We start from the raw sequence: 19,856 nt of genomic DNA, 5'->3' as shown, positions 1-19,856 counted from the left end.
TCATTCTCCCCGGTAGAAACGGATTGTCGTGTCGCCGTAGTCGCGTGCATCGATCAGCGCGAGGCCGGCCATGTCCTTGATCCCGGCCTTTTGTGACTCTTCCAAGACGACGATGCCGCCCCGGTTGAGCCATTCCCCAGCCACCAGTGAGGCCAGTGCCTTTTCCCCCAGCCCCTTGCCATATGGCGGGTCGGCGAAGACGAGGTCGAAGCGTGGCTGCGGCGAACAGGGGCCGAGCAGTGTCGCATCGCGCCGCCAGATCTTGACGAGCCCGATCACGCCCAGCGCATCGGCATTCCTGCGGATGAGCCCGCGCGCCTCCGCACTGTCCTCCACGAACTGGCAGAAGCGAGCCCCGCGCGACACGGCCTCGAGCCCCATCGCACCCGTGCCCGCAAACAGGTCCAGCACGCGCGCGCCTTCGAGTTCGAAGTCGGCAATGCCATGCGCCAGGATGTTGAACACCGATTCCCGCACCCGGTCGGTCGTCGGCCGCGTCGCCGAGCCGTGGGGCGGGGCGATGCTATGACCTTTGAACTTTCCACCGACGATGCGCATCATCTTCCTTCTTGAAGAATTTTTCCCCGATCGAGGACTTCATCGCCCGAGTGGGCACCTCCTCGATGCCGCCGCGCGGCAACTCGCCCAGCTGGAAGGGCCCGAATGCGGTGCGGATCAGCCGGTTTACCTGCAGCCCCAGGTGCTCGCAGATGCGCTTCACCTCGCGGTTCTTGCCTTCCTTGATGGCAATCGTCAGCCAGGTATTGTCGCCCTGCACCCGCTCGATCTTCGCCTCGATGGGGCCATAGCGCACGCCCTCGACCTCCACACCCTTCTCGAGTTTCGTGAGTGAGGCCTCGTTCACATGCCCGAAGGCCCGCACGCGGTACTTGCGGGTCCAGCCCGTGGCCGGCAGCTCGAGGAAGCGGGCGAGCTCACCGTCATTGGTCAGCAGCAGCAACCCTTCCGTATTGATGTCGAGCCGCCCGATGGAGACCACGCGCGGCAGCTGCTCGCGCAGCTTTTCGAACACTGTTGGCCGTCCCTGCGGATCGTTGTTGGAGACGACGAGCCCGCCCGGCTTGTGATAGCGCCACAGCTTGGTCGCCTCCTTACTGGGCAGCGGCTGGCCGTCGACCAGGATCACGTCCTTCGCCGTCACATTGGTGGCGGCCGAGGTCAGCACCTTGCCGTTCATCTTCACCCGGCCCTCGCCGATCAGCCGCTCGGCATCGCGCCTGGAGCAGACGCCCGCCCGCGCGATCACCTTGGCGATGCGTTCTCCCTCGAATTCGCTCATCTTGACCCGTCACCCATGAATGCCTCAATTGGCAGAATGCGACTGAATCTGCCAGCCCCCCTCGCAATCGCCTTCGAAGAGGCGGAATCCGCCGCCCTGCGGCGCGAGGTGCCGGTGGGTGCCGTGGTGGCCGACAAGGCGGGAAACGTCATCGCCCGGGCCGGTAACCGCACGCTGGAACTCAAGGACCCCACCGCCCATGCCGAGATGCTGGCGATCCGCGCCGCGGCCGAGATCCTGGGCTCGGAGCGCCTCGTCGACTGCGACCTGCACGTGACGCTCGAACCCTGCGCCATGTGCGCCGCCGCCATCTCCTTCGCCCGCATCCGACGCCTCTATTTCTCCGCCGGGGACGAGAAGATGGGTGCGGTGGAACACGGCCCCCGCTTCTATTCGCAGCCCACCTGCCACCACGCCCCCGACGTCTACAGCGGGCTGGGCGAGGACCGCGCCAAGGCCATGCTCAAGGAGTTCTTCAGGTCGAGGCGATCATGAGCCGCTTTTCCAGCTCGCGCTTCAGCTGGTCCTTCGCCGGCTGCGCCTGCTCGATCACCTCCTTGATGCGGAAGAAGTCGGCCCCCGAGAAGGAATCGATCGCGGGCCGCACATAGATGTCCGGCGGGCTGATCTGCCGCCGCAGGCTGGCCACCTGGTTGAACAGGATGAGGAGGGATCCCACCGCCACCTCCATGTTGGAGCGGTTCTTGCCATTGGCCTCGCGCGGGCGGCCGGAGACGTCAACCGCAACCACGATGTCGACACCCTCGCGCACATGGTTGAACGGCACCGGGTTGGTGACGCAGCCATCGACATAGCTGTGCCCGTCATACTGCGTGCCAAGGATGACGCCGGGAATGGCGATCGACGCCCCCACCGCCTTCACCAGCGGTCCGCGCTCGATCACCCGCTCTTCCATCGCATCGAAATCGGTGGCGATCACCTTGAAGGGAATGGTCAGGTCCTCGATGTTCTCAGGGAGCGTTTCGGGCAGCACCAGCCCCGCCAGCTTCTCGCCATGCACATGCAGCGAGGCGAGGCCTCTCAGCGCCAGCAGGTCGAAGGGGTTCACCCGCTTCTGACCGAAAGCGAACTTCAGCGCCCCGATGCGGTCCGAGAGCAGCAGTTCGGCGCGCTCGCGGATATCCCTCGCGCTGAGGCCCCCGGCATAGCCTGCGCCCAACAGCGAGCCGATGGAGCAGCCGGCGATCACCTTCGGCCTGATGCCCAGCTCGTCGAAGACTTCCAGCACCGGGATATGGGCGAGCCCGCGCGCGCTGCCGCCACCCAGGGCAAGGCCGATCGATGGTTCGCTCATGCGCCTGCCTTTCGTGCGAATGCCCACGCCGTCTCGGCAAGCGGCCGCACCTGCCGCGCCATCACCGCTGCCTCCGCATTGGCCGCCGTGCCGTCCCGCACCCGTCCCAGGATGCCCTGCAGGATCGCCGCAAGCCGGAAGAAGTTGTACGCCAGGTAGATCGGCAGCTCCGGAATGCCGCTGCGCCCGGTGCGGCGGCAGTAGTCGGCAGTATAGGCCTCGATGGCGGGAACGCCCGGATCCCTTTCATGACCCAGCAGCGAGCCCACGCCCGCACCGGTCTCCGACACCGGCATGAACCACTGCATCAGGTGATAGGTGAAGTCCGCCAGCGGGTCGCCCAGCGTCGACAGCTCCCAGTCCAGCACCGCGATGACGCGCGGCTCGGTGGGGTGGACGATGCAATTGTCCAGCCGGAAATCGCCATGCACGATGGCGGCGCCTGAGTCCGCCGGGCAGGCTCCTGGCAGCCAGGCGATGAGACGGTCCATCTCGGGGATCGCCTCGGTCTCGGATGCCCGATACTGCTCGCTCCACCGCCTGATCTGCCGCGCCACGTAACCCTGCGGCTTGCCGAAATCGCCAAGCCCGAGCGCCACGGGATCGAGCCGGTGCAGCTGCGCGATGGTGGCGTTGAGCGAGTCGAACAGCGCCGCGCGCTCATGCCCGGAAAGCCCCGGCGCATGCGGCTCCCAGAACACCCGGCCCTCGGCATGTTCCATCACATAGAAGGCCGCGCCGATGACGCCAGCATCCGCACAGAGGTGCAGCGGCTTCGCGACGGGGAACCCGGCCCGCGCCAGCGCCTCCGTCACCCGGTATTCGCGCTCGATGGCATGGGCCGAGGGCAGCAGCTTGCCGAAGGGCTTGCGCCGCAGCACATAGGATCGCGTGGGCGTCATCAGCTTGTAGGTCGGGTTCGACTGCCCGCCCTTGAAGCGCGCCAGCATCAGCGGCCCTGCGAAGCCATCGACATGCTGTTCCAGATAGGTTGCGAGTGCAGCGGCATCGATATCGGAGGCAGTGGTGCCAGAGAACGCCTGCTGCCGGTCAATGCGCATGGCGGTCCAGGAAGGGGACCAGCGCGTCGAGCACGGCCTTCGGATTTTCCTCGGCGACGAAATGGCCGGAATCGATGCCCTGGCCTTCGACGCTTTCGCACCAAGCGTGCCAGGTCTCCAGCGGCCCATCGGTTTCGCTGGGAATACCCGCCGTCCCCCACAGCGCGAGAGTGGGGCAAGCGATCTTGCGCTCCGCCGCGTGGTCCACCACATCCGCGGCAAGATCATAGGTCGCCCCGGCGCGGTAGTCGTTGCAGGTGGCGTGGATGTGTTCGGGCGTGGCGTAATGCAGGCGGTATTCCGAGAGCGCCTCCTCGCTGAAGGCGGAGAGGTCCTTGGCCTTGGTCCAGCTGGCGATGGTGTAGTCGAGATATCCCACCGGGTTCGGTTCGATCAGCATCTCCGGCAGCGGGTGCGGCTGGGCGAGGAACAGCCAGTGATAGGTCTTCATGGCGAGGCGGACGGTGAAGTTGTGCCACATCGCATGGGTCGGCACGATGTCGAGCACGGTGAGGCAGGTGACGGCGCCGGCGTGGTCCAGCGCCATGCGGTAGCCCACGCGCGCCCCGCGGTCATGCCCCACCACGGCGAAGCGCTCATGCCCGAGGCTCTTCATCAGCGCGATCAGGTCGTTCGCCATGGCGCGCTTGGAATAGGCCTCGTTCTTCGCGTCGTTCGGGGGGCAGGAGGAGTAGCCATAGCCGCGCAGGTCCGGCATCACGCAGGTGAAGCGCTTCATCAGTTCCGGCGCCACCTTGTGCCACATGGCATGGGTCTGCGGAAAACCATGGACCAGCAGCAGCGGCGGTCCGGAGCCGCCGATGCGGGCGAAGATCTCCACCCCGGCCTGGCGGTGCCGGTATTCGCGCGTGCCGGGAAAGAGCGTGCTCATGGCGGCAGGTTACACCGCTTGGGCGCCTCGCGCAAAGATCAGCGGTTTTCCTCGCGCGCCAGCGCCCGCCAGGCAATGTCGCGGCGGCAGAAGCCCTCCGGCCAGTCGATGCGCTCGACCGCCGCATAGGCGCGGTCGCGCGCCTCGCGCACCGTGGCGCCGCGCGCCGTGACGTTCAGCACGCGCCCGCCATTGGCAACGATCTTTCCGTCCTGCGCTGCCGTTCCGGCATGGAAGACCTCAACGCCCTCCATGGCGGACGCCCCCTCGAGCCCGCGGATCTCGCTACCCTTCACCACGTCGCCGGGGTAGCCCTTGGCGCACATCACCACGGTCAGCGCAACGTCGTCGAACCAGCGCGCCGACACCTTGTCCAGCGTGCCGTCGCAGCAGGCGAGCAGCAGGGTGACGAGATCGTCCTTTAGCCGCATCATGAGCACCTGGCATTCCGGGTCACCGAAGCGGCAGTTGTATTCGATGAGCTTGGGACCATCCCTGGTCAGGATCAGCCCGGCATAGAGCACGCCGAGGTAAGGGTGCCCCATGTCGTGCAGCGCGCGGATCGTCGGCTTCACGATCCTTTCCAGGGCCTCTTCGCACAGGGCGGGCGTCATGCAGGGGGCAGGGGAATAGGCGCCCATGCCGCCGGTATTGGGGCCGGTGTCGCCGTCACCCACGCGCTTGTGGTCCTGCGCCGTGGCGAGCGGCAGGGCGTTCCTTCCATCGGTCAGCACGAAGAAGCTCGCCTCCTCGCCTTCGAGGAATTCCTCGATCACGCATTCGGCCCCGCCGAACCTGCCGGAGAAGATGTCCTCGACGGCTGCGCGCGCCTCGGCCATGTCCATTGCCACGGTCACGCCCTTGCCGGCCGCGAGCCCGTCCGCCTTGATGACGATGGGCGCGCCATGCGCTTCGAGATAGGCCAGCGCTGCCGCCCTGTCCTTGAAGCGGCCATAGGCAGCGGTCGGAATGTCGTACTTGGCGCAGATATCCTTGGTGAAGCCCTTGGAGCCTTCGAGCTGGGCGGGAAACTTCCTCGGGCCAAAGCACTTGATGCCGGCGGCGGCGAGGTCATCCGCCAGCCCCGCCACCAGCGGCGCCTCGGGGCCCACCACCACGAGGCCGATGGTCTCGGCGCGGCAGAATGCGATCACTGCGGCATGATCCGTCACCTTCAGGTCAGCGTTGCGAGCGATCTGGCCGATTCCGGGGTTGCCGGGCGCAACGAACAGCCGGTCGCACAAGGGGCTCGCGGAAATGGCCCAGGCCAGCGCATGTTCCCGTCCGCCCGATCCGATGAGAAGAATGTTCATGGCCACACCCGTCCTTGCTTTCGCCTGCCTTTTTGCATTTGATGCGCGTGAATCAAAGTGCGGAATTTGCCATGTCCAGCATCTGGGGCCATGACCCGGAAACCGGCGAGATCATCGAGGGTGGGGGCTCCAATGCCGGGGAATACTCGGTCTCGGAGATCGCCAATGCGCTCAAACGCACGCTGGAGGATAGGTTCGGCCATGTGCGCGTGCGAGGCGAGATTTCGGGCTATCGCGGGCCGCACTCCTCGGGCCACTGCTATTTCTCGATCAAGGACGAGGGTGCCAAGCTCGACGCGGTGATCTGGCGCGGCAGCTTCGGAAGGCTGCGCGCCAAGATGCAGGAGGGACTGGAGGTCATCGCCACCGGCAAGATCACCTCCTATCCGCTGAAGTCCGCCTACCAGATCGTCATCGAATCGATCGAACCCGCCGGTGTCGGCGCCCTGATGGCGCTGCTGGAGGAACGGAAGCGCAAGCTCACCGCCGAAGGTCTGTTCGATGCGGCGCGCAAGCGGCCCATCCCCTACCTGCCGAAGGTGATCGGCGTCGTCACCTCGCCCACGGGGGCCGTGATCCGCGATATCCTGCACCGGCTCAACGACCGCTTCCCGCGCCATGTGATCGTCTGGCCGGTGCGCGTACAGGGCGAGACCTGTGCGGCGGAGGTGGCGGCCGCCATTGCCGGCTTCAACGACATGGCGAAAAAGCCGGATGTGATCATCGTCGCGCGCGGCGGCGGCTCGCTCGAGGACCTGTGGGGCTTCAACGAGGAGATCGTGGTGCGCGCCGCCGCCGCGAGCGCCATCCCCGTCATCTCCGCCGTCGGCCACGAGACGGATACGACGCTCATCGACTACGCCGCCGACCTGCGCGCGCCCACCCCCACGGCTGCTGCGGAAAAGGCTGTTCCGGTGCGCGCCGATCTGGTGGCGGAAGTGGCCCGCCTCGACGCCCGCCTGCAGGGTGGCCTCAGCCGTTGCATGGACGAGCGCCGGACCCGCCTGCGCTCCGCCGCCCGCGCCCTGCCGCGTCCGGATGAAATTCTTGCGCTTGTGCGCCAGCGCTTCGACTCCGCTGCGGGCCGCCTTGTCCAGGCGCTGAAGGCCAATACGCGCGAGCATGGCGCGCGCCTCAACCGCGTCGCGCCCCGCCTCACGCTGGCGCCCATGCGCAGCATGATCGCCAATGAGCGCCGCTCGCTCGATCTGTCGGGTCGCCGGGCGGCGCAGGCGCTGTCACGCCTCGTCGCCTTCCAGCGCCAGCGTTTCGACGGCGTGGCGAAGCTTGCGGAGTCGCTCTCCTACAAGTCCGTGCTGCGCCGCGGCTTCGCGCTGGTGCGCGACGAGAAGGGCAGGCCGGTACACTACGCAGGGGACATCAAGCAATGGGCGGCTCTGCGCCTCGAATTCGCCGATGGCGAGGTGCAGGTGCGCGAGGACAGCCCCAGGCAGGGCCGCCTCCTCTAGCGCATCAGATCGCCCACTCGCCCTTGCGCATCAGCGGTTCCGCCGTGCCATCGGCCATGATGCCGTCGACATCCAGTTCACCGGAGCCGATCATCCAGTCGACATGCACGAGGCTCGAATTCGCCCCCAATGCGGCGAGTTCTTCCTTCGAACGCCTGGAGCCGTCGCGGATGTTCTCGGTGTAGGACTGGCCCACCGCGATGTGGCTCGCCGCATTCTCGTCGAACAGCGTGTTGTTGAAGATGATGCCGCTCTTCGAGATGGGCGAGGAATGCGGCACCAGGGCGACTTCGCCCAGTCGTGCGGCCCCTTCATCGGTGTCGATGAGGTTGCGGAAGGCGTCCTGGCCGTTTTCCGCCGTCATCTCCACGATCCGCCCGCGCTCGAAGCGCACGCGGATGCCGTCGATCAGTGAGCCTTGGTAGGACAGCGGCTTCGACGAGCAGACGATGCCATCCACCAGTTCCTTGTGGGGGGCAGTGAAGACTTCCTCGGTCGGGATGTTGGCATTGCAGAATACCCCGTTCAGGGCCTTGCCGCCGCCTCCCTTCCAGACGTGCTCCTCGGCGAGACCCAGCATGAGATCGGTCCCGGGCCCCGTGTACTTGAGGGCGCGGTAGCGCCGCCGGTTCAGGAACTCGGTGCGGCGGCGAAGGTCGGCGTTGTGGGTTTCCCATGCCGCAATGGGGTCCGGCAGGTCGGCCTTGGTACAGGCAAAGATGGCCTGCCACAGCCTGTCGACTGCCTCAGCCTCGGAAACACCGGGGAAAACCGATCGTGCCCAGGCCGGCGTTGCCGCGGCGATCACGCACCAGTTGATGGCAAATCCGGTGATCAGTTCGAGTGCCGGGCGGTAGGCCTTCGAGCGTGCCTTGTTGGCGCGCGACAGCTTCTCCGGATCCTGGCCCGCCAGCAGCGCCGGGTTCTCGCCGGCAATCGCCAGGCGCGCCGCCCCGCCCCGGAAAGCCTCCGCCATGCCATTGAACAACCATTCAGGTGCAACGTCGAAGGCAGCCTCCGGTGCATGCTGGAAACGCGCCAGCGTGGTCACGTCATCGGCGTAGACGGTGGTCACCAGGCTGGCACCCGCCTTGTAGGCATGCTCGGTGATGCGCCGCACCAGCGGCACCGCGTCCAGCGGCGCGCTGATCAGCAGCTGCTGGCCTGCCTGCAGGTTGAGGCCGGTGCGCACGGCGAGCCTGGCATAGGTGTCGAGAAGCTTCTCGTGGTTCGATGCTTGGGTCATGGCGCTGAATCTATACGCAACAGGTCGGAATTGTCCAAAGTTTCGGCATCTTCAAAACGGCGCAAAATCCGCTAGTCTTGGCTGCCATGAATTTTCTCGAACCCAGGCAAGCCGGCCGGGAGGCCGTCATCCGCTATCTCGATGCCGATTTCCAGATCGTCCGGGAAGGTGATTTCGTGCGGTGCGCAGCCACGGGTGCAGCAATTCCGCTCCCTGACCTGCGTTACTGGAATGTCAGCCTGCAGCGCGCCTATGGCTCGGCCGAGGCGGCCTTCACGGCGCACATCATGACCCGATCGTGAGGGAGCGAAGGTAGTCCTGCACCTGCGACTGGTAGAGCAGGAGCAGGTTCGCGGCCAGCACCGCCAGCTGCACCAGGAGGGCCCCCCCGCTCGACATGGCCCGGGCACCGGATGCCCGGCGAACGGCGTAGAGGCCCAGAAACAGGGCATTCAGCAGCAGCAGGCGCAGGAACATGGGAGGATTGCCGGCGGCCAGGACGTCGTAGGCCTGGTCCCATCTGGCAAGGTAGAGGTATTCCAGCATGCCGTCCCGGCCTGTTCGCTCGGGCTGGAATCCTACTGCCAAGCCGTGTATAGGCCAAGCCGATTTCACCGTAGGTAAGGGGTTCTCCCCTTTGGAGTAAACGAAATGACGACGAACTGGACACCTGACAGCTGGCGGAGCTTCCCGGTCGTGCAGGTGCCGGATTACCAGGACCAGGCCAGGCTGAAGTCCGTGGAAGAGCAGCTTGCCGGCTATCCGCCGCTGGTTTTCGCCGGTGAGGCCCGCAAGCTGAAGCGCAAGCTCGCCCGCGTGGCCGAGGGCAAGGGCTTCCTGCTGCAGGGCGGCGACTGTGCCGAAAGCTTCGCCGAGCATTCGGCCGACAACATCCGCGACTTCTTCCGCGTCTTCCTGCAGATGTCGGTCGTGCTCACCTTCGCCGGCGGCCAGCCGGTGGTGAAGGTCGGCCGCATTGCCGGCCAGTTCGCCAAGCCCCGCTCTTCGCCCACCGAGACGATCGGCGGCGTCGAACTGCCGATCTATCGTGGCGACATCGTCAACGGCGCCGAGGCCACCCTCGAGGCCCGCAGGCCTGACCCGGAGCGCCAGATCATGGCCTACCGCCAGTCGGCCGCCACCCTCAACCTGCTGCGCGCCTTCGCCCAGGGCGGCTATGCCAACCTCGAGCATGTCCACAAGTGGACGCTCGACTTCCTCAAGGATTCGCCGGCCTACGAGCGCTACCAGGAGATCTCGGACCGCATCACCGAAACGGTGGGCTTCATGCGCGCCTGCGGCATCAATGCCGATACCGCACCGCAGCTCCGCACCACCGATTTCTTCACCAGCCACGAGGCGCTTCTGCTGGGTTACGAACAGGCGCTGACCCGCGTCGACTCGACGAGCGGCGACTGGTACGCGACGTCGGGCCACATGCTGTGGATCGGCGACCGCACCCGCCAGCCGGACCATGCGCATGTCGAGTTCATGCGCGGCGTCAAGAACCCGATCGGCCTCAAGTGCGGCCCGTCGCTGAAGCCGGACGAGCTGATCCGTCTCATCGACGCGCTGAACCCCGAGAACGAGCCGGGCCGCCTCACCCTCATCGCGCGCTTCGGCGCCGACAAGGTGGAGAAGCATTTGCCCGACCTCATCCGCGCCGTGAAGCGCGAGGGCAAGGTTGTCGTCTGGTCCTGCGACCCGATGCACGGCAACACGGTGAAGTCGACGTCAGGCTACAAGACCCGCCCCTTCGAGTCGGTGCTGGGCGAAGTGCGCCGTTTCATGGCGGTGCACCAGGCCGAGGGCACACATGCCGGCGGCATCCATGTCGAGATGACCGGCAAGGACGTCACCGAATGCACCGGCGGCCTGCGTGCGCTGCGCGACGAGGACCTGAACGACCGCTACCACACCTTCTGCGACCCGCGCCTCAACGCCGCCCAGGCGCTGGAACTCGCCTTCCTCGTCGCCGAGGAAATCAAGAAGGAAATGGCCTCGCGCCCCAAGACGGACGACGACGACATCGTCGAGGCGGCGGAGTAAGTCCTCCACCACGTCTCCAACAGTCATCATGGCCGGGCATGTCCCGGCCATCTTTTTTGGTGATCGTGTTTTCCGGGGGTTGAAACGACCTTGAGTGCCACCTAACTGTGACTCTCCAAGTTACGGAATGAGCGGAGCTGACATGATCGAGCTGTATCACTGGCCTACCCCGAATGGTCACAAGATCACGATTTTCCTCGAGGAAGCGGGTCTCGCCTACAACATCCACCCGGTGGACATCGGCAAGGGCGACCAGTTCAAGCCCGACTTCCTCGCGATCTCGCCCAACAACCGCATGCCGGCGATCATCGACACCGCGCCTGCCGATGGCGGCAAACCCGTCTCGGTGTTCGAGTCCGGCGCCATCCTGCTCTATCTCGCGGAAAAGACGGGGCTCTTCATCCCGAAGGACCTGCGTGGACGTGTGGAAGTGCTGCAGTGGCTGTTCTGGCAGATGGGCGGCCTCGGCCCCATGTCCGGTCAGGCCGGTCACTTCGCCATCTATGCGCCGGAGAAGATCCCCTATGGCATCGAGCGCTACACCAAGGAGGTGAACCGCCTCTATGGCGTCATGAACAAGCGCCTCGCCGATCGGCCTTATCTCGCCGGTGACTACTCGATCGCCGACATGGCGTCCTACCCCTGGGTCGTGCCGTATGAGCGCTACAGTCAGGATCTCAACGACTTCCCACACCTCAAGCGCTGGTTCGAGGCCATCAAGGCGCGTCCGGCCGTTGCCAAGGTCTATGCCGCGGTGAACCCGTCCTACCAGAAACCGATGACGGACGCGGAAAAGAAGGTTCTGTTCGGCCAGACTGCGAAGTCGGTTGCCTAGACCGGCATCGCCATCGCCGCCGGCCGGCGGCGGAACTCGGAGAGAATGTGCATGGTCAGGGCGGCGAGCACGATGCCGCCGCCCACCAGCGTCTGGAGCGACGGTGTCTCGCCGAGGAACACGAAGACCCAGAGTGGCGTGAACGGCACTTCGAGTGCCGCGAGCAGTGTCGCCTCCGCCGCCGGCACGCGTTTCGACCCAAAGGTATAGAGCGCCAACCCCGCCGCGTTCTGCACGATGCCGAAGGCCGCACAGAGCCAGAAGTCGTGGAAGCTGATCGACAGCGGCGCCGCGAACCAGAAGCAGGCGAGGGAGCAGATCCAGGCCGAGGCCGCCATGGCCGGCAGCATCGGCACGTCGCGGTACTTGCGCATGATGGTGGTGAAGCCCGCCATCGACAGCGTCATCAGCACCGCGAGGAACTGCCCGAACAGGCTGCCCCCCATTTTTGCTCCCCACAACATGATGCCGACGCCCAGCAGCGCCACCGTGCTGCCGATGAGGGTGGAGCGCGACGGCTTCTCGCCGATCACCAGATAGGCGAGCGCCGCCGTCACGAAGGGCACGGTCGCATAGATCACCATGGCGTCGGCCACCGTGGTGTAGCGCAGCGACCCGATGCCGGTGATCATGCCCGCGGCGGAGAGCAATGCCACGCCAAGTGCGGGCCAGCGCAACGACCGCAGGATGGCAAGGCTCCTTCCACGCTCCATCAGCAGGAACAGCGCGAAGACGGCGCTGCCGGAGAAGATGCCGCGCCAGAACAGCATGGTCATCAGGTCGGCGCTGATGCCGCGCACGAAGAGGCCGGATGTTGACCAGCACAGCGCGGCACCCGCCGCCAGCAGCAGGCCGATGCGATGTTGCCGGTGCTGCTCGGCACTCATCATTGCCGGCTGGCCTTGAAGATGTTGATGGTGTTGGCAGCGAGGATCAGCGCGCCGCCGGCGAGCGACCAGGCATCGAGCCCCTCGTTGTAGATCCAGTAGCCGAGCAGTGCGGAAAGCGGCAGGCGGAGGAAGTCCATCGGCATCACCACGGAGGCATCCGCCAGCGAGATCGCCCTGGACAGGCAGTAATGCGAGCCCGTGCCCGCGAGCGCCACCACGGCGACGAAGGGCAGTGCCTGCACCGAGGGCCAGGTCCAGGTGGCCCATGCGGGAAAGGCCCCGATCACCGTCTGCATGGTAAACATGAAGAAGATCACGGTGAGCGCCGTGTCGCGCCGCGTGATGTATTTGGTGAGAGTGACCGAGACAGCGAAGAGCAGGGCGGCGGCCAGCGCCACGAGGTGGCCCACATTCAGCGTGAGGCCCGGCTTCACGATCATCAGCACACCGCCGAAGCCCACGACCAGCGCCGCGACCTTCCAGCCGTAGAGCCGCTCGCCGAGGAATGCCGCCGCGAGGATGGCGATCCACAGCGGCATGGTGAACTCGATGGCGATCACCTCGGCGAGCGGGATCAGCAGCAGGGCCGAGAACCAGGCATATTGCCCGGCATAGTGCACGACGTTGCGGATGCCGTGCAGCTTCAGCTGTGACAACCGCCCCTTCAGCCCGCCATTGAGCATCACGATGGGGGTGAGGATGATGGTGGCGATGAGGCTCCGGAGCAGCATCACCTCAAAGACCGAGACCTCCTGCGCCAGCTGCCGCCCGGCCACCGTCATGCCCAGCGTGGCCGTCAGCCAGCCCGCCATCCACAACCCTGCCTGACCGACCTTCTGCTGCGCCACGCCCCGGCCCCGAATCCGGAGGGCAGCATTAACCATGTGACGCTTGCGCCGGTAGGGTGGAAACGGCATGGCTCGCCCGCAAATTGCCCAAACCCTTGACCTGCGGGCCCTCCTGACGCATGGTGAGATCCGAAATGACCAACTGCCCCGCCACTGCCGCCCTCTGCGGCCGGATTATTTGCTGCTAGCCGAACATCCGCTGGCAGGGCGCCCTTTGACCTAAATCCAAGACAAAGCGTACCCGGGCCGGCAAGCCTGAGGATCGACATGTCTTTGCGCCTCTACAACACGCTGACCCGCACCAAGGAAGAGCTCGTCCCGCTCGATCCCAGGAACGTGCGCATGTATGTCTGCGGGCCCACGGTCTATGATTTCGCCCATATCGGCAATGCGCGCCCGGTCATCGTCTTCGACCTGTTGTTCCGCCTGTTGCGCCAGCTCTATGGCGAGGCCCATGTCACCTATGTGCGCAACATCACCGACGTGGATGACAAGATCAACGCGCGGGCCCTGCGTGATTTTCCCGATTTGGCCCTGAACGACGCGATCCGCAACGTCACAGAGAAGACCGCGAACCAGTTCTTCGCCGATGTCGAGAAACTCGGCTGCCTCCAGCCGACGATTCAGCCGCGCGCCACCGACAACATCCCGCAGATGATCACGCTGATCGAGATGCTGCTGACGCGCGGCCATGCCTACCAGGCCGCGGGCGAGGTGCTGTTCAGCGTCGACTCCATGCCGGACTATGGCCGTCTCTCGCAGAGGAACCTGGAGGACCAGCAGGCGGGTGCCCGCATCGCCGTCGATGCCCACAAAAAGAACCCGGCCGATTTCGTGCTGTGGAAGCTCTCGTCCGATGATGAGCCGGGCTGGGCCAGCCCCTGGGGCCGCGGACGCCCCGGCTGGCACATCGAATGCTCCGCCATGAGCAACCGCTACCTGGGCGAGGTCTTCGACATCCATGGCGGCGGGCTGGACCTCATCTTCCCGCACCATGAGAACGAGATCGCCCAGACGCGTTGCGCCTTCGGCACGCCGGTGATGGCCAATGTCTGGATGCACAACGGCTTCCTGCAGGTCGAAGGCCAGAAGATGTCGAAGAGCCTCGGCAACTTCTTCACCATCAACGAGCTGCTCGCCGACTGGCCGGGCGACGTGCTGCGCTTCAACATGCTGCGCACGCATTATCGCCAGCCCATCGACTGGACGATCAAGAGCCTCGAGGAAAGCTGGCGCACGCTCGAGGGCTTCTTCAACAGTGCCGGTGCCGTGCATGCGGAGCAGGCGAAGATCGGCCCCTCGGTGCTCGATGCACTGATGGACGACCTCAACACGCCCAAGGCCATCGCCGAGCTCCATGCGCTCGACAAGCCGGGCCGCCAGAACGAGCTTGGCGAAACGCTGAAGGCGCTGGGCTTCACTGGCAACCTCTCCTCGCCGAAGGCTGAGGCAAATGTTGACGCCGCCGCGGTCGACGCCCTCATCACCGCCCGCCTCGACGCCCGCAAGGCCAAGAACTGGGCCGAGAGCGACCGCATCCGCGATGAGCTGGCCTCAATGGGCGTGGCCATCAAGGACAACAAGGATGGAACAACCAGTTGGGAGGTGAAGCGGTGATGTTTCTCGACCGCGCCGTAACCCACCCAAAAGTCCCGTCACCCCGGCGAAAGCCGGGGCCCAGCTTTCCACTGGGTCACCGTCCACAGCGGGGTCCCGGCTTTCGCCGGGATGACGTGCGCAAGAGGGAAGCGTCATGACCACTGACAAGAAGCCCTGGCACGACAATCTGCCATTCCCCAAGCACTGGCTCCTCTACATCGCGCTGAAGCTCATTGTTCTGGCGCTCGTCGTCTATCTCGCACTGCATTGGAAGGGGCTGGTCTGATGGCCCGCGAACGCATCTACCTCTTCGACACGACCTTGCGCGACGGCCAGCAGACGCCGGGCGTCGATTTCTCGCTCGAGGACAAGCTCGTCGTCATGGACCTCCTCGACGAGATGGGTGTGGACTACATCGAGGGCGGCTATCCGGGCGGCAACCCGACCGACACCGCCCTCTTCGCCACCGAGCGCAACACGCGCGCCACCTTCACCGCCTTCGGCATGACCAAGCGGGCAGGGCGCTCCGTCTCCAACGATGCGGGCCTCCAGCAACTGCTGCAGGCGAAGTCGAAAGCCGCCTGCTTCGTCGCCAAGTCGTGGGACTATCACGTGCGCGTGGCGCTGGGTTGTACGAACGAGGAGAACCTGGAGTCGATCCGCCAGACGGTCGAGGCAGCGCGTGCCGCCGGCAAGGAGGTGCTCATCGACTGCGAACATTTCTTCGATGGCTTCAAGGCCAATCCCGCCTATGCGCTGGCCTGCGCGGAGGAGGCCTACAAGGCCGGCGCCCGCTGGGTCGTGCTCTGCGACACCAATGGCGGCACGCTGCCCTCCGAAGTGGGCGCCATCGTGCGCCATGTGACGAACCACGTGCCGGGCAGCCATCTCGGCATCCATGCGCATAACGACACCGAGCATGCGGTGGCCAATTCGCTCGCCGCCGTCGATGCCGGCGTGCGCCACATCCAGGGCACGCTCAATGGCATCGGCGAGCGCTGCGGCAATGCCAACCTCGTCTCCATCATCCCTTCGCTGGTGCTGAAGCCGCATTTCGCGGAGCGCTTCGAGACGGGGATCGATGCCGATCGCCTGCAGCGGCTCACCCACATCTCGCGTGCCTTCGACGAGCTCCTCAACCGCTCGCCGAACAAGCAGGCACCCTACGTCGGCAAGAGTGCCTTTGCCACCAAGGCCGGCATCCATGCCTCGGCGCTGATGAAGGATCCCGAGACCTACGAACACGTGCCGCCGGAGTCCGTCGGCAACCGCCGCCAGGTGCTGGTCTCGGACCAGGCCGGCAAGTCCAATCTCATCGCCGCCCTCCAGCGCATGGGGATCGAAGTGGCCAAGGACGACACGCGCCTCGATGGCCTGCTGCGCGACGTGAAGGAGCGTGAGGCGCAGGGCTATGCCTATGACGGGGCGGACGCCTCCTTCGAGCTCCTCGCGCGGCGCGCGCTGGGCAGCGTGCCCAAATACTTCGACGTGCTCTCCTTCCGCGTCATCGTCGAGGAGCGCGACAAGGAGATGATCTCGGAGGCCGTGGTCAAGGTGAAGGTCGACGACCAAGTCTATCTCAACGCAGGCGAGGGCAACGGCCCCGTCAACGCGCTGGACGTGGCCCTGCGCAAGGACCTCGGCAAGTACCAGCGCTTCATCGACGACATGGAGCTCTCGGACTTCAAGGTGCGCATCCTCAATGGCGGCACGGGGGCCACCACCCGCGTGTTGATCGAAAGCCGCGACGGCAAGGGCAACCGCTGGTTCACGGTCGGTGTTTCCCCCAACATCGTGGACGCCTCGTTCCAGGCGCTTTCCGACGCGCTGGTCTACAAGCTGGTGCGTGAGGGCGTCTCCGCCACCTAAGTCATGCGCGGGGCACATGCGCCCAAGCCCCGCCGGGGTTTGCGCCGCACCGGAGGAGGGGGCTAAACGGCCCTGATGACCGCCATCGACCAGAAGCCGGCCTCCCGCGCGCTGAGCAACGCCGAAATCGGCGTGATGCTGGCCATCGGCGCGCATCTCGTCTGGGGCGGCATGGCCGTCTATTTCGGCCAGATCCGCTATATCTCTCCCGTCGAGATCGCCGTGAACCGCGGCGTGTGGGCGCTTCCCATCGCGGCCGCCGTCGTCTGGTACATGGGGCAGTGGGGCGACGTCTGGCGCGCAGTGAAGAACCCCAGGCACCTCGCCATCCTCACCCTCACGGCGGGCCTCATCGTCTTCAACTGGGGCTTCTATGTCTGGTCCATCCAGGTCGGCCGCACGCTGGAATCGAGCCTCGGCTACTTCATCAACCCGCTCCTCAACGTGGTGATGGGCTATCTCTTTTTGGGCGAACGCTTCACCCTGCCGCAGAAGGTGGCGCTGGCGCTGGCCACCGTCGCGGTGCTCATCCAGACCTGGGCGCTGGGCCATGTGCCGTGGCTCGGCCTCATGCTCGCATCCACCTTCTGCCTCTACGGCTTCCTGCGGAAGACGATTCCCGTGGGACCCACCCAGGGCTTCCTCGTCGAGACGGCCATCGTCACGCCGCCACTGCTGCTGGCCGAATGGTATCTCGTGTCGAAGGGCCAGGCCTATTTCGGTACCGACGCCTACTCGACGCTGATGCTGATGGGCTGCGGCGCCATGACGGCGGCGGCGCTGATCCTCTTCACCGCCTCGATCCGGAGGATCCGTTATTCGACGGCGGGCCTGCTGCAATACATCTCGCCGTCGCTGGTCTTCCTTACGGCGGTCTTCATCTTCCACGAGCCGATGAGCCCGGTGAAACTCGCCTCTTTCATCATCATCTGGGTGGCACTCGCCATCTTCTCGGCGTCGGCGATCAGGGACGATCTCGCACGGCGCAGGGCCGCCTGAGCCTTACATCTTGTTGAGCAGCGGCTGCTCCGGCACCAGTTCGGGCGTCACCTTCAGGCGGTGCTCGAAGGCCGGCACCACGTCCTCGGCGCGCTTCACCACGTCCATGCCGAATTCCAGCCCCTCGCGGATGAAGCGCTCGGCCCGCATATGGTCGAACAGCGTCACCAGCGGCTGCCAGTAATTCTCGATGTTGCACAGGATGATCGGCTTGTGATGCTGGCCGAGCTGCGCCCAGGTGGAAATCTCGGCGAGTTCTTCCAGCGTGCCGAGCCCACCTGGCAGGGCAACGAAGCCCGACGAGCGGGCGAACATGGTCATCTTGCGCTCATGCATGTCGGCGGTGACGATGAGTTCGTTCACGTCCGTCAGCATGCGCTCGCGGTTCGCCAGGAATTCGGGGATGATGCCGGTCACGTGGCCGCTGTTTTCCAGCACCGAGCGCGCGACCTCGCCCATCAATCCTAGGCTGCCGCCGCCATAGACCAGCCCGATGCCGGCCTCCGCCATGGCCTTGCCCAGCGTCCGCGCGGCGGCCATGTAGGCCGGGTTCCGGCCGTTTCCGGAACCGCAATAGACGCAAAGTTTACGGGCTGGGCTCATTGATGGTCTCCTGACATGGTCCGAATCGCGGTGGGGATTGACTGCCGCGTGCTGGTTGTTCCCTTCGCAAATCTTTGCCTAAAAGGAAACAGCGGCTTATGAAGGGCACGGAAACCTCCCCGGGAAGGGGGACATCCGCCGCAGGCGGAACGATATTGGGAACGGCAGAAGCATGCAGAACAAGACCCCGATTGTGGTGCTCACGGGCCTCGGCATCGTGGCGGCGGCGGCCGTCGCCGGGCTGACCCGCGACCAGTGGATGGGCCAGAAAACCGAAGTGGTGGCCGTGGCCCCCGCTCCCGAAGCCCCCAAGGCGCCCGAAACACCCGAAGTGCCGGCCGTGACCCCGGAGGCCACGCCGCCTGCCCAACCGCCCGCTGCAACGGCCGAGCAGCCCGCCGCGCCCGAACCGGCGCAGCAGCAAACCGCGGCCGTGCCGCCTTCCACCCAGCCCGAGGCTCCGGCGGCAGTGAACGGCGGCGAGGCCCCCAAGGTTCCCGCCTTTGACACGGTGCGCGTGGAAAAGACCGGCGAAGCGGTGATCGCGGGAACGGCGGCGCCCGGCGCCGAGGTTGTCGTGAAACTGGACGGCAAGGTGATCGGCCAGACCACCGCCAACAGTGACGGCGCCTTCGTGCTCGTCCCGGCCACGGCATTGCCGGTCGGCAGCGGCGCCTTGACCCTCGAGGCAAAGGCGCCCGGTGCAGCAGAGGCGACCCCGTCGCAGCAGAGCGTGGCCGTCATCGTGCCCGCCGCCGATCAGCCGCAGGAAGCGCTGGTCGCCGTCGTCAGCCCGGACCAGCCCACCAGGGTGCTGCAGAAGCCCGCCGCGAAGCCGGGGGCCACCCCGGCTCCGGCCACGGCCCCGGCGGCGGAAACGCCTGCCAAGCTGGTCTCCATCGATGCCGTCGATTATGACCAGGCCGGCAACATCGTGTTCTCCGGCCAGGGTAACGAGGGCAACACGGCCCGCGTCTACATCGACAACAATTTCATCGGCGATGCTCCGGTGGGCGCGGATGGTCACTGGACCTTCTCTGCCACGGCTGACATTGCGCCCGGTGTCCACACCCTGCGCGTCGATGGTCTCGACACCGGCGGCAAGGTGCTGAACCGCGTCGAAGTCCCCTTCGTCAGGGAGGAACAGAAAAAGGTTGCGGAGGCCACCGAAACGCCGCCCGCCCCTGCCGCACCGCCCGCGGCCGAATCGGAGAGCGCCGCCAAGTCCGATGCCGAGGTCCCGTCGGCCCCCGCCGATGCGACGCCACCAACTGCCACGCCGCCTGCCGCCACCACACCGGCAAAGCCCAGGGATGGCCGCGTCGTGATCCAGCCCGGCAACAACCTCTGGACGATTGCCCGCGTGCTCTATGGCAATGGCGCCAAGTTCACCATGCTCTACGAGGCGAACAAGAACCAGATTCGCGACCCCGATCGCATCTACCCGGGACAGGTCTTCAAGACCCCCGACGTGGCGCCGACCTCGGAATCGATCGATCCGAAGCGCCGCGAACCGCTGAAGCCTGAGGAAAACGCCGCCTCCGGCCAGTAGTTTCCGCTTCGCAAGG

General features: G+C 65.8%; 21 protein-coding genes. 10 read left to right on the top strand and 11 right to left on the bottom strand.

The features are described from left to right. The gene (rsmD, locus tag DK847_RS04470; protein ID WP_245414544.1) at window positions 1-558 is read right to left on the bottom strand and encodes a 16S rRNA (guanine(966)-N(2))-methyltransferase RsmD; all 558 of its coding nucleotides are present in this window, start codon (window positions 556-558) and stop codon (window positions 1-3) included. Continuing rightward, window positions 524-1,300 (bottom strand): pseudouridine synthase, encoded by a 777-nt coding sequence (locus DK847_RS04465; protein ID WP_111196441.1) that lies wholly within the window; start codon window positions 1,298-1,300, stop codon window positions 524-526. Before DK847_RS04465 ends, rsmD begins: the two co-directional genes overlap by 35 nt. Before the next feature lie 36 nt (window positions 1,301-1,336). Between DK847_RS04465 and DK847_RS04460 the strand changes: the two genes are divergently transcribed. Next, window positions 1,337-1,795: a nucleoside deaminase gene (locus DK847_RS04460; protein WP_111196440.1), complete on the top strand. Its 459-nt coding sequence runs from the start codon at window positions 1,337-1,339 to the stop codon at window positions 1,793-1,795. Here DK847_RS04460 and DK847_RS04455 read toward each other — a convergent pair. From DK847_RS04455 to purD, 4 genes are read right to left on the bottom strand one after another with little or no spacing between them, the layout of a single operon-like run. Beyond that, window positions 1,776-2,615: a patatin-like phospholipase family protein gene (locus tag DK847_RS04455; protein ID WP_111196439.1), complete on the bottom strand. Its 840-nt coding sequence runs from the start codon at window positions 2,613-2,615 to the stop codon at window positions 1,776-1,778. The genes DK847_RS04460 and DK847_RS04455 overlap by 20 nt on opposite strands. Continuing rightward, window positions 2,612-3,676 carry a phosphotransferase family protein gene (locus DK847_RS04450; protein ID WP_111196438.1) on the bottom strand — a complete coding sequence of 355 codons (1,065 nt, stop codon included), beginning with the start codon at window positions 3,674-3,676 and terminating at the stop codon, window positions 2,612-2,614. Before DK847_RS04450 ends, DK847_RS04455 begins: the two co-directional genes overlap by 4 nt. Beyond that, entirely contained in the window at window positions 3,666-4,568 is a 903-nt protein-coding gene (locus tag DK847_RS04445; protein ID WP_111196437.1) for an alpha/beta fold hydrolase, read from the bottom strand. Before DK847_RS04445 ends, DK847_RS04450 begins: the two co-directional genes overlap by 11 nt. A gap of 38 nt (window positions 4,569-4,606) precedes the next feature. Next, window positions 4,607-5,881: a phosphoribosylamine--glycine ligase gene (purD, locus tag DK847_RS04440; protein WP_111196436.1), complete on the bottom strand. Its 1,275-nt coding sequence runs from the start codon at window positions 5,879-5,881 to the stop codon at window positions 4,607-4,609. A gap of 71 nt (window positions 5,882-5,952) precedes the next feature. Between purD and xseA the strand changes: the two genes are divergently transcribed. Continuing rightward, a complete protein-coding gene (xseA, locus tag DK847_RS04435) occupies window positions 5,953-7,350 on the top strand; it encodes an exodeoxyribonuclease VII large subunit (RefSeq protein WP_111197244.1) in 1,398 nt (465 codons plus the stop codon). A 4-nt stretch (window positions 7,351-7,354) separates the two neighbouring features. Here the strand turns inward: xseA and DK847_RS04430 are convergent, their stop codons facing one another. Beyond that, complete coding sequence (locus tag DK847_RS04430) at window positions 7,355-8,596, bottom strand: aminopeptidase (protein WP_111196435.1); 1,242 nt, start codon at window positions 8,594-8,596, stop codon at window positions 7,355-7,357. Window positions 8,597-8,682: 86 nt separating this feature from the next. Between DK847_RS04430 and DK847_RS04425 the strand changes: the two genes are divergently transcribed. Continuing rightward, entirely contained in the window at window positions 8,683-8,898 is a 216-nt protein-coding gene (locus tag DK847_RS04425; protein ID WP_111196434.1) for a DUF2093 domain-containing protein, read from the top strand. On the opposite strand, the gene DK847_RS04420 is transcribed toward DK847_RS04425, so the two are convergent. Beyond that, on the bottom strand, window positions 8,882-9,142 hold the full coding sequence (locus DK847_RS04420) for a hypothetical protein (protein ID WP_111196433.1): 261 nt from the start codon (window positions 9,140-9,142) through the stop codon (window positions 8,882-8,884). The two genes, DK847_RS04425 and DK847_RS04420, sit on opposite strands and share 17 nt — an antisense overlap. 105 nt (window positions 9,143-9,247) lie before the next feature. On the opposite strand from DK847_RS04420, the gene DK847_RS04415 reads away from it, so the two are divergent. Together DK847_RS04415 and DK847_RS04410 are read left to right on the top strand one after the other, a co-directional pair. Next, entirely contained in the window at window positions 9,248-10,645 is a 1,398-nt protein-coding gene (locus DK847_RS04415) for a class II 3-deoxy-7-phosphoheptulonate synthase (RefSeq protein ID WP_111196432.1), read from the top strand. A 142-nt stretch (window positions 10,646-10,787) separates the two neighbouring features. Then, window positions 10,788-11,480, top strand: a complete 693-nt coding sequence (locus DK847_RS04410; protein ID WP_111196431.1) for a glutathione S-transferase N-terminal domain-containing protein — start codon at window positions 10,788-10,790, stop codon at window positions 11,478-11,480. On the opposite strand, the gene DK847_RS04405 is transcribed toward DK847_RS04410, so the two are convergent. Beyond that, entirely contained in the window at window positions 11,477-12,370 is an 894-nt protein-coding gene (locus DK847_RS04405; RefSeq protein WP_245414523.1) for a DMT family transporter, read from the bottom strand. The genes DK847_RS04410 and DK847_RS04405 overlap by 4 nt on opposite strands. Next, window positions 12,367-13,218: a DMT family transporter gene (locus DK847_RS04400; RefSeq protein ID WP_245414522.1), complete on the bottom strand. Its 852-nt coding sequence runs from the start codon at window positions 13,216-13,218 to the stop codon at window positions 12,367-12,369. The genes DK847_RS04405 and DK847_RS04400 overlap by 4 nt, the downstream gene beginning before the upstream one ends. A gap of 267 nt (window positions 13,219-13,485) precedes the next feature. Between DK847_RS04400 and cysS the strand changes: the two genes are divergently transcribed. The 4 genes from cysS to rarD all read left to right on the top strand — a co-directional run bounded on the left by cysS (window position 13,486) and on the right by rarD (window position 17,685). Next, the gene (gene cysS, locus DK847_RS04395; protein WP_111196429.1) at window positions 13,486-14,835 is read left to right on the top strand and encodes a cysteine--tRNA ligase; all 1,350 of its coding nucleotides are present in this window, start codon (window positions 13,486-13,488) and stop codon (window positions 14,833-14,835) included. Window positions 14,836-14,971: 136 nt separating this feature from the next. After that, window positions 14,972-15,103 (top strand): hypothetical protein, encoded by a 132-nt coding sequence (locus DK847_RS21000; RefSeq protein WP_280956381.1) that lies wholly within the window; start codon window positions 14,972-14,974, stop codon window positions 15,101-15,103. Continuing rightward, on the top strand, window positions 15,103-16,686 hold the full coding sequence (gene cimA, locus DK847_RS04390) for a citramalate synthase (RefSeq protein WP_111196428.1): 1,584 nt from the start codon (window positions 15,103-15,105) through the stop codon (window positions 16,684-16,686). The genes DK847_RS21000 and cimA overlap by 1 nt, the downstream gene beginning before the upstream one ends. A 75-nt stretch (window positions 16,687-16,761) precedes the next feature. Next, window positions 16,762-17,685 (top strand): EamA family transporter RarD, encoded by a 924-nt coding sequence (gene rarD, locus DK847_RS04385; protein ID WP_111196427.1) that lies wholly within the window; start codon window positions 16,762-16,764, stop codon window positions 17,683-17,685. Window positions 17,686-17,688: 3 nt separating this feature from the next. Here the strand turns inward: rarD and DK847_RS04380 are convergent, their stop codons facing one another. Continuing rightward, window positions 17,689-18,288 carry an LOG family protein gene (locus DK847_RS04380; RefSeq protein ID WP_111196426.1) on the bottom strand — a complete coding sequence of 200 codons (600 nt, stop codon included), beginning with the start codon at window positions 18,286-18,288 and terminating at the stop codon, window positions 17,689-17,691. A 172-nt stretch (window positions 18,289-18,460) separates the two neighbouring features. Here DK847_RS04380 and DK847_RS04375 point away from each other — a divergent pair, with 172 nt between their 5' ends. After that, complete coding sequence (locus DK847_RS04375; RefSeq protein ID WP_111196425.1) at window positions 18,461-19,840, top strand: LysM peptidoglycan-binding domain-containing protein; 1,380 nt, start codon at window positions 18,461-18,463, stop codon at window positions 19,838-19,840. Window positions 19,841-19,856: the final 16 nt, after the last annotated feature.

Source organism: Aestuariivirga litoralis (assembly GCF_003234965.1).
In the GTDB taxonomy this organism is placed as follows: Bacteria; Pseudomonadota; Alphaproteobacteria; order Rhizobiales; family Aestuariivirgaceae; genus Aestuariivirga; species Aestuariivirga litoralis.
Note: the sequence above shows the minus strand (reverse complement) of the source record. Positions and strands in the feature narration are given on the sequence as shown.

Coding starts and splice junctions, on each gene's coding strand:
- rsmD (WP_245414544.1), bottom strand. CDS start 558: ATGCGCATCGTCGGTGGAAAGTTCAAAGGTCATAGCATCGCCCCGCCC.
- DK847_RS04465 (WP_111196441.1), bottom strand. CDS start 1,300: ATGAGCGAATTCGAGGGAGAACGCATCGCCAAGGTGATCGCGCGGGCG.
- DK847_RS04460 (WP_111196440.1), top strand. CDS start 1,337: ATGCGACTGAATCTGCCAGCCCCCCTCGCAATCGCCTTCGAAGAGGCG.
- DK847_RS04455 (WP_111196439.1), bottom strand. CDS start 2,615: ATGAGCGAACCATCGATCGGCCTTGCCCTGGGTGGCGGCAGCGCGCGC.
- DK847_RS04450 (WP_111196438.1), bottom strand. CDS start 3,676: ATGCGCATTGACCGGCAGCAGGCGTTCTCTGGCACCACTGCCTCCGAT.
- DK847_RS04445 (WP_111196437.1), bottom strand. CDS start 4,568: ATGAGCACGCTCTTTCCCGGCACGCGCGAATACCGGCACCGCCAGGCC.
- purD (WP_111196436.1), bottom strand. CDS start 5,881: ATGAACATTCTTCTCATCGGATCGGGCGGACGGGAACATGCGCTGGCC.
- xseA (WP_111197244.1), top strand. CDS start 5,953: ATGTCCAGCATCTGGGGCCATGACCCGGAAACCGGCGAGATCATCGAG.
- DK847_RS04430 (WP_111196435.1), bottom strand. CDS start 8,596: ATGACCCAAGCATCGAACCACGAGAAGCTTCTCGACACCTATGCCAGG.
- DK847_RS04425 (WP_111196434.1), top strand. CDS start 8,683: ATGAATTTTCTCGAACCCAGGCAAGCCGGCCGGGAGGCCGTCATCCGC.
- DK847_RS04420 (WP_111196433.1), bottom strand. CDS start 9,142: ATGCTGGAATACCTCTACCTTGCCAGATGGGACCAGGCCTACGACGTC.
- DK847_RS04415 (WP_111196432.1), top strand. CDS start 9,248: ATGACGACGAACTGGACACCTGACAGCTGGCGGAGCTTCCCGGTCGTG.
- DK847_RS04410 (WP_111196431.1), top strand. CDS start 10,788: ATGATCGAGCTGTATCACTGGCCTACCCCGAATGGTCACAAGATCACG.
- DK847_RS04405 (WP_245414523.1), bottom strand. CDS start 12,370: ATGATGAGTGCCGAGCAGCACCGGCAACATCGCATCGGCCTGCTGCTG.
- cysS (WP_111196429.1), top strand. CDS start 13,486: ATGTCTTTGCGCCTCTACAACACGCTGACCCGCACCAAGGAAGAGCTC.
- DK847_RS21000 (WP_280956381.1), top strand. CDS start 14,972: ATGACCACTGACAAGAAGCCCTGGCACGACAATCTGCCATTCCCCAAG.
- cimA (WP_111196428.1), top strand. CDS start 15,103: ATGGCCCGCGAACGCATCTACCTCTTCGACACGACCTTGCGCGACGGC.
- rarD (WP_111196427.1), top strand. CDS start 16,762: ATGACCGCCATCGACCAGAAGCCGGCCTCCCGCGCGCTGAGCAACGCC.
- DK847_RS04380 (WP_111196426.1), bottom strand. CDS start 18,288: ATGAGCCCAGCCCGTAAACTTTGCGTCTATTGCGGTTCCGGAAACGGC.
- DK847_RS04375 (WP_111196425.1), top strand. CDS start 18,461: ATGCAGAACAAGACCCCGATTGTGGTGCTCACGGGCCTCGGCATCGTG.